12 protein-coding genes, 1 tRNA gene and 1 pseudogene are annotated in these 12,504 nt (G+C 32.4%); 12 read left to right on the forward strand and 2 right to left on the reverse strand.

What is annotated here, in order from left to right:
- Positions 1-197: 197 nt before the first annotated feature.
- The 6 genes from N5B56_RS05225 to lepB all read left to right on the forward strand — a co-directional run bounded on the left by N5B56_RS05225 (position 198) and on the right by lepB (position 5,887).
- The gene (locus N5B56_RS05225; RefSeq protein ID WP_260978506.1) at positions 198-1,682 is read left to right on the forward strand and encodes a glutamate synthase subunit beta; all 1,485 of its coding nucleotides are present in this window, start codon (positions 198-200) and stop codon (positions 1,680-1,682) included.
- A 280-nt stretch (positions 1,683-1,962) separates the two neighbouring features.
- Positions 1,963-2,790 carry a hypothetical protein gene (locus tag N5B56_RS05230; RefSeq protein ID WP_260978507.1) on the forward strand — a complete coding sequence of 276 codons (828 nt, stop codon included), beginning with the start codon at positions 1,963-1,965 and terminating at the stop codon, positions 2,788-2,790.
- Positions 2,791-2,816: 26 nt separating this feature from the next.
- The gene (locus N5B56_RS05235; RefSeq protein WP_260978508.1) at positions 2,817-3,458 is read left to right on the forward strand and encodes an ABC transporter ATP-binding protein; all 642 of its coding nucleotides are present in this window, start codon (positions 2,817-2,819) and stop codon (positions 3,456-3,458) included.
- A gap of 1 nt (position 3,459) precedes the next feature.
- On the forward strand, positions 3,460-4,128 hold the full coding sequence (locus N5B56_RS05240; protein ID WP_260978509.1) for a hypothetical protein: 669 nt from the start codon (positions 3,460-3,462) through the stop codon (positions 4,126-4,128).
- Between the two features lie 13 nt (positions 4,129-4,141).
- Positions 4,142-4,945 (forward strand): hypothetical protein, encoded by an 804-nt coding sequence (locus tag N5B56_RS05245; RefSeq protein WP_260978510.1) that lies wholly within the window; start codon positions 4,142-4,144, stop codon positions 4,943-4,945.
- Positions 4,946-5,152: 207 nt separating this feature from the next.
- A complete protein-coding gene (gene lepB / locus N5B56_RS05250) occupies positions 5,153-5,887 on the forward strand; it encodes a signal peptidase I (RefSeq protein WP_313958657.1) in 735 nt (244 codons plus the stop codon).
- Positions 5,888-6,030: 143 nt separating this feature from the next.
- On the opposite strand, the gene N5B56_RS05255 is transcribed toward lepB, so the two are convergent.
- Positions 6,031-6,792, reverse strand: coding sequence for a GNAT family N-acetyltransferase (locus tag N5B56_RS05255; RefSeq protein WP_260978511.1), 762 nt, complete (start codon positions 6,790-6,792; stop codon positions 6,031-6,033).
- Positions 6,793-6,962: 170 nt separating this feature from the next.
- Here N5B56_RS05255 and N5B56_RS05260 point away from each other — a divergent pair, with 170 nt between their 5' ends.
- The 6 genes from N5B56_RS05260 to N5B56_RS05285 all read left to right on the forward strand — a co-directional run bounded on the left by N5B56_RS05260 (position 6,963) and on the right by N5B56_RS05285 (position 11,919).
- Positions 6,963-7,820, forward strand: coding sequence for a deoxyribonuclease IV (locus tag N5B56_RS05260; RefSeq protein ID WP_260978512.1), 858 nt, complete (start codon positions 6,963-6,965; stop codon positions 7,818-7,820).
- 123 nt (positions 7,821-7,943) lie between these two features.
- Complete coding sequence (locus N5B56_RS05265) at positions 7,944-8,891, forward strand: AEC family transporter (RefSeq protein ID WP_117909997.1); 948 nt, start codon at positions 7,944-7,946, stop codon at positions 8,889-8,891.
- Positions 8,892-8,989: 98 nt separating this feature from the next.
- The gene (gene pepF, locus N5B56_RS05270) at positions 8,990-10,774 is read left to right on the forward strand and encodes an oligoendopeptidase F (protein WP_147586229.1); all 1,785 of its coding nucleotides are present in this window, start codon (positions 8,990-8,992) and stop codon (positions 10,772-10,774) included.
- A 7-nt stretch (positions 10,775-10,781) separates the two neighbouring features.
- A complete protein-coding gene (locus tag N5B56_RS05275; RefSeq protein ID WP_243003043.1) occupies positions 10,782-11,441 on the forward strand; it encodes an HAD family hydrolase in 660 nt (219 codons plus the stop codon).
- 91 nt (positions 11,442-11,532) lie between these two features.
- Entirely contained in the window at positions 11,533-11,760 is a 228-nt protein-coding gene (locus tag N5B56_RS05280; protein ID WP_022087998.1) for a hypothetical protein, read from the forward strand.
- Positions 11,761-11,847: 87 nt separating this feature from the next.
- Positions 11,848-11,919 (forward strand) — tRNA-Gly (locus N5B56_RS05285).
- Between the two features lie 236 nt (positions 11,920-12,155).
- Here N5B56_RS05285 and N5B56_RS13510 read toward each other — a convergent pair.
- Positions 12,156-12,428: pseudogene (locus N5B56_RS13510) on the reverse strand (tyrosine-type recombinase/integrase); the annotation flags it as partial.
- Positions 12,429-12,504: the final 76 nt, after the last annotated feature.

Here is a 12,504-nt window from a genome sequence, read left to right on the forward strand (position 1 = left end):
GCGGAATCGAACTGCTTGTCCTATCGGTTAGAGGTAGGATAGCAAAGCGAGTGAGATGAAGCAGCAAAGGCTGCGGAATCGAACTGCTTGTCCTATCGGTTAGAGGTAGGATAGCAAAGCGAGTGAGATGAAGCAGCAAAGGCTGCGGAATCGAACTGCATGTATGGAAGAAATTTAAATGAAGAGGAGAAAGAAAAATGGGAAAACCAACAGGATTTTTAGAATATGAACGTGAAGATGCACCGGCTTATTCACCAAAAGAAAGAATAAAAAACTTTAATGAATTTCATGAACCATTATCATTTGAAAAACAAAGATGCCAGGCTGCAAGATGTATGGATTGCGGAGTTCCATTTTGTCAGTCAGGTAAAATGTTAGCAGGCATGGCATCAGGTTGTCCTCTAAATAACCTTATACCTGAGTGGAATGACCTTTTATATCATGGAAATATGGAACAGGCTTATAATCGTTTACACAAGACAAACAATTTCCCTGAATTTACATCGAGAGTATGCCCTGCTTTATGTGAAAAGGCATGTACATGTGGATTAAATGGAAATCCGGTTTCATGTAGAGCAAATGAAAATACAATTATTGAAAATGCATATGCAAAAGGATTTGCGGCAGCAAAGGCTCCATCAATGAGAACAGGAAAAAAGGTTGCAGTTATCGGCTCAGGTCCTTCAGGACTTGCAGCAGCTGACCAGCTTAATAAACGCGGACATAATGTTACAGTATTTGAACGTGCAGACAGAGTTGGTGGATTACTTATGTATGGAATTCCAAATATGAAACTTGAAAAGCATATTATTGATAGAAAAATCAATATTATGAAAGAAGAGGGCGTTGAATTTGTAACAGGCAAAGATATTGGAAAAGATATAAAGGCAGACAAGATATTGAAAGAATATGACAGAGTAATTCTTGCGTGCGGAGCTACAAATCCAAGAGATATTAAGGCTACGGGAAGAGATGCAAATGGAATTTATTTTGCAGTAGATTTCTTAAAATCAACAACAAAGAGTTTGCTTGATAACGGACTTAAAGAAGGAACTTTCGTTTCAGCAAAAGGTAAAGATGTAATTGTTATTGGTGGCGGCGATACAGGAAATGATTGTGTAGGAACATGTATCCGTCACGGAGCAAAAAGCGTATTACAGTTAGAGATGATGCCAAAAGCACCGGATGAAAGAGCAGCAAATAACCCATGGCCTGAATGGCCAAAAGTCTGCAAGACAGACTATGGTCAGGAAGAAGCAATTGCTGTATTTGGACATGACCCAAGAGTTTACCAGACAACAGTTAAAGAATTCAAGAAAGACAAAAATGGAAATCTTGAAAAAGTTGTTTTAGTTAAATTAGAGTCAAAGAAAGATGAAAAGACGGGAAGATTTAACATGGTAGAAATACCGAGAAGTGAATATGAAGTAAAGGCTCAGCTCGTGTTAATAGCAGCAGGATTTCTCGGTAGTCAGGATTACGTAACAAAGGCATTTGGTGTTGCTGTAAATGAAAGAACAAATGTTAAGACAGCACCTGAAAGTTATCAGACAAATGTTGAAAAAGTATTTACTGCAGGAGATATGCATAGAGGCCAGTCATTAGTTGTATGGGCAATTCATGAAGGTCGTGAAGCAGCAAAGGCTGTTGATGAAAGTCTTATGGGATATACGAATTTATAATAAAAAAAGTCTGAAATTTAGCATTAAATTGGTGCTTTATTTCAGACTTTTTAATTGTCATAAAACTAGAAAATCGAGTCAAAATGTCTGGAAACATACAAGTTACGCAAAAAAACATACAAGTTACGCAAAAAAAAGTTATCCGAAATTAAATATGATATTATAGTTTTAAGAATTTGCTTAAAAGGATAAAAAATGAAAATTAATGTATTAGTTTGTGATGATGAAAAAGGGTTTTTAGAAATAATAAATGTGCTAACTCTTTTTGAAAGGAAAAATTATGTTGATTAGTTCAATTAAAATTCAGATGTCTCATATATTTAGAAGTAAAAGTAGTGTTTTTGTAGCATTAGCATTATTGTTTGTAATTTCCGTGAACTTTTTACAGAATATGAATAGAAATATTGATGCGGTTTATGTAACAGAAATGTTTGATATTACTAAAACATTAACTTTATCAGATTGGAGTCCGGTTGGATATTTCTTTATGCAATATTATCCTTTGTTGATCGTTATACCTACTGCGGGTGCTTATATATGTGATTTAAATAATGGAATAGATTTGTATATGCGTTCAAGAATAGGAATAAGAAATTATTTGTATGGAAAAGTTATTTCAGTATTCCTTGTTACATTAATTCTGTTTACAATTCCTTTTCTTATTGAAATTATGCTAAGCGCAGTATGCTTTAGTACGCAATCACTAGGGGATCCTTCAGGATTTGAATATTTTCAGACAATAGAGCAGGATGGAAAGTATTTTTTGGCAAATATTTATTTAAATAATCGTATAATTTATGCTGTTATAATGAGTCTGCTATTTGGAATGGTATCTGCCATATTGGCAACATTCAATTTTACAATTACTATGCTGCCAATATTTAAATTTAAAATAATGACTTATTTCCCTATTTATTTGTTGTTTTATATCATCTCAATATTTGAAAAAGTAGTTCATCTTAAGTTCGCTACGTATTATGCATTCATATTAAGAATGTTTGAAGTTTCAACAAAAAAGAATTACCTTGTGTATATTATTTTTTTGTTAGTGTTGTTGGCAATATCAATTATGATTACTGAGATAAAAATAAGAAAGAATAGTATATAAAGATTGTGATTTGGGAAAGGAAAAATATGAAATTAAGAGTTGATAATATATCAAAGAATATAGGAAATAGAAAAATATTAGATAGCGTAAATCTTGAATTGGAAAATGGTAAAATATATGGTTTTGTAGGGAGAAATGGTTCTGGGAAAACAATGCTATTTAGAGCATTATCAGGATTGATGGGGGTTTCTTCGGGTAAAATATTTCTTGATGATAGGGAATTACATAAAGATATGAGAGTGTTGGAAAATATAGGTATTACGATAGAAAATGCAGGATTATATCCGGAATTAGCCGGATTTGATAATTTGAAGTTATTATCAGGATTAAAAAGAAAAATAGATGATAACAAAATAAGAGAAACTATAGTCAGAGTAGGACTAGACCCGGATGATAAAAGACCTTTTAGAAAATATTCATTAGGAATGAAACAAAGAATAGTAATTGCACAGGCAATTATGGAAGAGCCGGATATTCTAATGTTGGACGAACCGACAAATGCATTGGACGAGGAAGGCATTGAGAGAATTAGAAAAATAATTTCTGAGGAGAAGCAAAGGGGAGCTATGGTATTAATTGCAAGCCATAATAAAGAAGATATTAAATTATTGGCAGATAAAGTTTTTTTAATTCGTGATGGAAGAGTAAAGGAAAGTGAAGAAAAATAGAATGAAAAAAAGATATATTTTTGGAATCTATATGATAGTTACATGTGTACTACTTAATATTGGATTATGTTCGAAACATAAATACATAGATTTAAATGCAGAAAAAGAGCCGTTAAATAATTTTACAGTGGGCATTTTATCAAATAAATTAGTAGATATAGGTATAGAAGCATTTGATGAAAATTTAGAGCAGAATAATATAATTCTTGCAGTAAAATGTGAAGAAAAATCAAGATTTGTGTATAAGGGAGCTGTACAAAAAGTTAAAGTTGAAAAAGTGTTTAAAGGTGAAAATATACAAAAAGGTGATGAAATTGAGATACAGAGTGTTTCTTCAACATTTATGGATGACATAGAAGGCAAAGGAGATAAACCAGAGGCTAATATGAATTTCATAAATGAAATGAAGAAAGGAAATAGATATTTGGTTTTCTTAGATAAAAAATTAAAAAATTCTTCCATTTATATACCGAAAGAAGAAGGAATAATAAAACCAACATTTTGTTATGAACAAATAGAGAATAAACCGTGTCAGTCTACCAGTTCAGAAGCAAATGTAGCATTTTATAGTGATGTTTCGCAAAATGAATTTTTTATAATGAAGCAAAAAGGTATTGATAAAATGAAACAATATAAGGAACGGCTATTGGCAAGATATCAATACAATTAAAGGAAGATATAGAATGAAAATTAGGAGTACAATATTATTAGCAATAATTATAGGAATATTTAGTTTGGGTACAGGTATTTTTTCATATAACAATACATCAGTAGCACAGATAATATTGCATTCTGCATTTGCAGGAGTTGAATATTATCCACAGTATGTAGTTTTTTTGTCTTATCAATATATGCCACTACTTATATTTCAGGTTATATTTGCAACATATATATATAAACATTTTTGCAGTGCGAGTGTTTATTTTTTCTCAAGAAATATTAATAGAATAAAGTGGTTTTTAGAGGAAAGTGGGAAACTGTATATTAATACAGTGCTATATTTAATTGTATTTAATTTGGTTGGAATAAGTGTTACAAGTTTGTTTATTAAAGTTACGATAGACGAAGGAGTGTTATTGTTAATAATTTATTATATTTTAATACATTCGTTATATTTGTTTTTTTCCACGTTAGCGATAAATGTAGTTGCGATTATTTCAAGTAGTGAAATTGGATTTATTGTAGTTGAGGGAATTGCACTACTACAAATGGCAATGTATCTAATGCTTGGAAAACAAATTAAGGATGATATTATAGAAGGAATAAATTTGTTTATGTTAAAAAGCAATGTTATAGCAAATTTAATTTTCCCGATACATAGCAGTCATATACAAAACGTTAATAAATTTATAAATGAAAAGGGAATAGATTTTGATTTGAATTTTTCAATTATTTATTATTTTATTTTAAGTATGGTTATAATAATTGCCGGAGCGTACATTGTGGAAAAAAGAGAATTTATATCTAACAATAAAGAAATGGAATAAAAGAAAAAACATGGGGCTGAATTTGCAGCCCTATATTTATGCAAAAAATTCATAAATATTAAGAAGAGATAGGGATATTCACAAAAACTTAATACAAGTTTACAAAGAGTTAAAGGAGGAAGTCTTGCACATCATTGTTTTTGTGGATATAATGAATAAGAATTTAGGGGAAGAGAAAATAACTTTTTTCTTCGGAAAGGAAATGACATGAGTGAAAATATAAATGAAAATATGACTGAGAAAGAGGCTAAGAAGGCAGAAGAACTGAAGAAGAAAGAGTTAGAGAGGGAAAAGTATCAGGAGCAATTGAATGATCCTAATTTAACTAAGAAAGAAAAGAAAAAGATAAAAAGAAAATTAGAAGAATTAGAACCTTTTGATTTGAAAAAAGAAATTTTCAGTTGGATTAGAATATTTATTGCAGCAGTTGTAATTGCATTTTTAGTAAATAATTTCGTAATAATTAATGCGAATGTACCAAGTGGCTCAATGGAAACAACAATTATGACTAAAGATAGAATGCTTGGTAACAGATTGGCATACAAAACAGGTGACATAAAGAGAGGAGATATTGTAATTTTTAAATTCCCGGATGATGAAAGTCAGTTATTTGTAAAGAGAGTAATTGGTTTGCCTGGTGATAAGGTTGTAATTAAAGAAGGAAAAATTTACATAAATGATTCAGAAGAACCATTAGAAGAAGATTATTTGCCTGAGGAATGGACAGTAGGAAATGATACAAGTAATCTTCCTGATGGAAAGAACGAATACAATGTGCCGGAGGGAAGTTATTTCTTAATGGGAGATAATAGAAATATTTCAAATGATGCAAGATACTGGAATAACACTTATGTAAAGAAAGAGAAAATAATTGCAAAAGCAATGTGCGTTTATTTCCCATTTAATCATATGCATGCTTTAGAATCAGCGGAATATAATTAGAAAAATACAGAAAAATAATAAAAAGAGTTTCGTATGTATCAGTTTAAAACAGATGTAAAATCTGAAAATTGAAAGTGATACAAATACGAAGCTCTTTTTATTCCTCAAAAAATGGGGAAAACTAAGCTTGCTTTCTTATTTTATTATAAATTAAGACAATAGTAATCAAGACTTGAATCGACAACAAATCCCATCGACTGATAAAGGCGAAATGCAGGTATATTACTTTTAGTAACGTGAAGAATTATTTTGTCAATATTTATTTCGTCTAAATAACCTAACAGACAGTTAATTAAGTGTGCACCAAGTCCAAGTCCGCGATATTTTTTTATAATTTCAACTTCACTTAAAATACAATAGGAATCATTTATTAAAGTTATTGAGCATGAACCGACAAAAAAGTCGTCTTTAAAAAATGCACATTGTTGCGCACCTTTACCTGATTCTGTTATATCTATGTCAAATTCAGAAGGATAAATGATTAAATTTTTCAAATTTAAAGACATTTTACATTCTGTATCTGAGTATCTGAAATTATTTTTTCTCAAAACTTCAGCTGCATTTTTGCAATGAGCAGGAAGCGGAAATGAAAGATTGATATTTTTATATTCTTCTTTAACAGCAGTTAATAATTGAGAAAAAATTCCGTTGTTACGATAGGCAGGCAGAACAAAACCACATACGTCAAAGTTTTGTCGATCTATTCCGGAAAGACAAATAAATCCAAGTATATTATTGCTATCATCTGTAAAATAAAAAAATCCCGGATGCCCAAATAAATAAGAGTCATCCTCCTCGTAAAAAAAGGAATATTTTTTAGAATCATTCTGACAACAAATGGATACAATATTTTTTAGTACATCCATATGGTCAGAACGGACAGTTTTTTCAATTGTTAAACCCATAAAAATCCTCCCAACAACTGTTTCCAATAAAACTATTGTATCACATTTTGGAGAATTTTAGAGATAAAATATTGGAAGTAATGGAGATTAAATATATTACAGATGTGGTCAAGTATGAATGTTTGTAGTAAAATATCAAATGGACTGATTAAAAATGAGAGGAAAGTAAAATGATACGTATTGGATCCTATGTTGGAATGAATGGTAAAGAAATGATGCTTGGTTCTGCAAAGGAAGCAGCTTCATATGGTGCAAATGTGTTTATGGCTTACACAGGTGCTCCGCAAAATACAAGAAGAAAAGAAATAAGTGAATTAAATATTGATAAAGCCTGGGAATATATGGATGAACATGGAATAGATGAAGTGGTAATTCACGCACCGTATATTATTAATCTGGCAAATACAGTTAAACCTGAAACTTATGAATTAGCTGTAGAGTTTCTCGCAAAAGAGATTGAAAGAGCACAGGCGATGAGGGCAAAAAGCATGGTGCTTCATCCGGGTTCTCACGTTGGAGCAGGAGTAGACGCAGGAATTAACAAAATTATCGAAGGTTTAAATGAAGTACTTACGAGTGATACTAAGATAAATATTGCACTTGAAACAATGGCAGGAAAGGGCAGCGAAATCGGAAGAAATTTCGAAGAACTTGCAAGAATTTATGATGGTGTAAAATACAATGATAAATTAAGAGTGTGCTTTGATACATGCCATGTAAATGACAGTGGATATGATTTGGTAAATGATTTAAGTGCGACTTTAGAAAAATTTGACAAGATAATCGGAACAGACCAGATTGCGGTATTTCATATAAATGACAGCAAAAATGAACTTGGAGCAGGTAAAGACAGACATGAAAATATCGGCAAAGGTTGTATTGGCTTTGAAACATTGCACAAAATAGTTCATTTGCCTGAATTTGAGAGGGTTCCTAAAATTTTGGAAACTCCATATATTAAAGATGAAAATGACAGTAAGAACTCATATCCTCCATACAAGGAAGAAATAGCGATGCTTCGCAAGTGATTTCATATTTTTATCATAAATAAGATTGATAATATGATGATAGGTAAATCAAAGGCAACTATACATCTTACGATAACAGCCATTCATCATAAATGCTTAAATGATTACTAAGGAGACAAAATAATGAGTAATTTGATATACAGCCTCAACGCTACAGTTCCTGTATTTTTGGTAATTGTAGTAGGATATGTTTTGAAAAAAATTGGCTGGATAACACCTGAATTTATAAAGGTCGCAAATAAAATAAATTTTAAAGTTACATTGCCATGCCTTTTGATACAGGATTTAATGAATACAGATTTTAGACAGGAATTTGATGGCAAATATATTTTGTATTGCATGATAGTGACATCACTATGTTTTTTCGCAACATGGACGCTTGCAAAAGCATTCCTAAAAGATAAAAGTCTTGTTCCGGAATTCGTGCAGGGTTCATTTAGGGGAAGTGCGGCAGTGCTTGGAACGGCATTTGTATTAAATATGTATGGTGACACAGGAATGGTTCCGCTTATGATTATTGGGGCAGTTCCGCTTTATAACATATATTCTGTAATAGTGCTTACAATAGAAAGCCCAAGAAGAGAAGAAATTGAAGGCTCACCTGTCAAAAATACAATAAAAGGTATTGCTACAAATCCAATTATTATAGGTATTGTAGTAGGATTGCTACTTTCAATTTTCAGAGTAGATTTCCCACTTATGATAGATAATACTATTGGGAATATAGCAAAAATGGCAACACCTTTAGCTTTGCTTGCGATTGGCGGCTCATTTGAATTTTCAAATGCATTAAAGAAAATGGGACCGGCAGTTACAGGTTCAGCCATAAAACTTGTAATTATGGCTGCTGTATTTTTACCTGTTGCAGTGTGGCTTGGTTACAGAGATGCTAAGTTAATGGCGTTAGTAATAATGTTAGGTTCACCAACAACGCCAAGTTGTTACATAATGGCAAAAAATATGAAGTGTGATGGAACTCTTACAAGCAGTATGGTAGTAATAACTACTATGATGTCAGCATTTACAATAACATTAATTGTTTTTGTATTGCGTACATTAGGATATTTGTAGAAGAAAACACAATGAACAAAGTTTATTTTTATAAAGGTTTCTGATGATTAGCTGCCGACTTAAAGAAGAGGCAATACATATTTTAGGAGGAACAGAATATGAAGAGAATAGAGCAAAAAGTAGAAGATACATGGTGTCTTGAAGATATGTTTGAAAGTGATGATTTCTGGGAGGAGGAATTTGGAAGACTCCAGAGAATGATTTTTCAGTATGAAGATTTTGAAGGCACACTAGGAGAAAGTGCAGACAGTCTTCTTGAATATCTTAAATTCAATGATGAAACAAATTTGCTAATGGAGCGTTTATATGTTTATGCAAATATGAGATATCATCAGGATATGGCAAACAGCATGTATCAGGAATTTGCTGCCAGAGCACAGAAATTAATGGTGGAGATAAGTGGTGCAAGTGCATTTGCTGAACCTGAAATATTAGAAATAACAACAGAAAAAATAAATATATTTTTTAATGAAAATCCTGAACTTGAAACTTATAAGAGATACATTAGTGAAATTTTAAGAGGTAAAAATCATACTCTTGATAAAAAGACAGAGACAATCCTTGCAAAAAGCAGACAGATGGCAAATGCAGCGGAAAATATTTTTTCAATGTACAATGGAGCTGATATTAAATTCCCTTCAATTACAACGGAGGAAGGGGAAGAGATAGAAATTACCCACGGAAATTTTGTGCCATTGTTGGAAAGCACGGACAGAGAAGTGAGAAAAGCAGCATTTGAAGGTGTATATGAAACTTATGGTAAGATGAGAAATACATTGGCTGCTACATTTGCAGCAAATTTGGATCAGGCAAATTTTTATGCACAGGTTAGAAACTTTTCATCAGCAAGAGAAATGTATCTGTATGGAAGCAATATTCCTGAAAGTGTGTATGATAATTTAATAGAAACAGTTCACAAAAATATGGATAAGATGCATAAGTATGTATCTCTTAGAAAAAAGATTTTGGATGTTTCTGAACTTCATATGTATGATTTGTATACTCCGATTGCTAAGGCACCGGATACTAAATATTCATTTGAGGCAGCAAAGGATATCGTGTTAGAAGGCCTGGCTCCTATGGGAGAGGAATATATTAAAGTATTAGAAGAAGGATTTGACAACAGATGGATTGACGTGTATGAAAATGAAGGCAAAAGAAGTGGAGCTTATTCATGGGGTGCTTACGGAATACATCCATATGTTCTTATGAATTATCATGGAACATTAGATCATGTATTTACTTTGGCACATGAAATGGGACATGCTATACATTCTTATTATTCAGACGCAAATCAGCCGTATGTAAATGCCGGCTATAAGATTTTCGTGGCAGAAGTTGCATCAACATGTAACGAATCACTTCTTATACAGCATTTGCTTAAAATTACTGAAGATGAAGAAGAAAAAGCTTATTTGATAAACCATTTTCTTGAACAGTTTAAGGGAACATTATATAGACAGACAATGTTTGCTGAATTTGAAAAAATTGCCCATAGCATGGTACAAAATGGTGAGGGTGTAACAGCAGACAGACTTTGTGAAATATATTACAATCTTAATAAAAAATATTTTGGAGATGACATTGTAATAGACAAAGAAATAGAACTTGAATGGGCCAGAATTCCGCATTTTTACAATCCATTTTACGTATATCAGTATGCAACAGGATTATCTGCAGCAATTGCTCTATCAAAGCGTATAATAGAGGAAGGCAAGCCGGCTGTTGAGGATTATATGAAATTCCTTAAAGGTGGAAGCTCACAGGACCCAATTGAGTTGTTAAAGATAGCGGGCGTTGATATGACAAGTGCTAAACCAATTGAAACTGCTCTAGAGTTGTTTGGTAATTTATTAGATGAACTTCAGAAAATGACAGATTAGGAGATTTATGAACAAAGAAAAATTCAGATTAGACATGCAGGGCGCTATATTTGACCTGGATGGAACTTTATTTGACTCAATGTGGGTATGGAATCAGGTAGATTTAGATTTCTTAGGTAAAAGGGGATTTGAAGTGCCTGACGATTATACAAAAGCAATAGCACATATGGATGCACATCGCACGGCAAGATACACAATAGACCGATTTGGGTTAAGTGAAGATATAGACGACATTGTAAATGAATGGTTTGAAATGGCAAAAGATAAATATGCTTATGATGTAATTTGCAAACAGGGAGCGTATGAATACGTTGAAAAATTGCACAATCAGGGCGTAAAGATAGCCATTGCCACTTCATCAGATAAAGTTTTATTTGAAAAGACATTAGAACGTACAGGCTTAAATAAATTCATAGATGCAGTTGTAATGGTAAAGGAAGTGAACAAAGGCAAATCCCATCCTGATGTGTATTTGGAGGCGGCCAGAAGGCTTGGCACAAATCCATGCGATACGGTTGTGTATGAAGATATACTTGCAGGAATTCTTGGAGCAAAAAAAGGCGGCTTTAAGACAGCAGCAGTATATGAGGAACGCTCAAAGGAAGATGAAAAAGAAATATTAAAAGAATGTGATTATTACATAGATAGTTTTATAAATTTTTTGTAAAATAGAATATGAAACTAATTTAAATAGTTAAAATAATGATTAAGAACAATAGCAATAGTAAAAATAGGAATAGTAAAATAGGAGGTAGAATATGAATCCGGCAGCATTGTTTAAAATAAAAGGAGCTTGGCAGAAGTTTTCAAATAATCACCCAAGATTAGTACCGTTTTTGAATGCAGCAAATGCAAAAGGAATAACACCTGACACTATAATTGAAGTTAAAATTACTTACCCTGACGGACAGGATTTAACTACAAATGTAAAGATAAAACAGGAAGATTTGGATTTGTTTGCACAGATAAGTGAAATGACGAGATAAGAATAAAAAAGTCGAAAAAGTTGAGAAAATTAAAAAATAGTTGACAACAGCTGAGTCTTATAGTATAGTAATTCTTGCATTTAATGCGCGCGAGTGGCTCAGTGGTGGAGCACCTCCTTGCCAAGGAGGGGGTCGCGGGTTCGATCCCCGTCTCGCGCTTTTATTTTTTAGAGGTATCCAATGGATACCTCTTTTGTTGTTTTGTTCCCACGACGTGTATCGAACCCGCGCGGGTTCGATGTCTCGCCTGCCGGCTCGGTCGTTGCTTCTGCTTCGCAGAGGTGTCCGCAGGATGATTTTAGAAAAAATAGAAACCCCTTAAATGCTTTATTTATAGGGGCTATATTTTTTAAAGGCTATAAAAAAACCTAAAATCATACGCGTAATATACAAAATCAAATCATATTAATATCCTCAATTAACAGTTTAATATCCAGATGTACATGGACATCATTTGTTATATTATTGCTTGCATGGCCAAGAATTTTTTGTCTTTCAAGTAAGGAAATTTTGGCTTCTGCAAGAAGGGTTGAACATGTATGACGTCCATCATGTGGAGTGTGATTATATATACCGATAGAAGCTAAGTATTCTTTGTAATATTCTAAAAAAGTAATATATGACATGTGATTCCCATTTATGGCTTTTGAAAGAAACAAGAACCCTTCTGTAGAATTATTAAGAAAAAAAGCAAATAGCTTTGAAGCTGGTCTTAGGACTTGTCAGGATAATTCTTTGATTCGT

The sequence above is a fragment of the Eubacterium album genome, from assembly GCF_025336545.1.
Taxonomy (GTDB): domain Bacteria; phylum Bacillota; class Clostridia; order Lachnospirales; family Lachnospiraceae; genus Eubacterium_U; species Eubacterium_U album.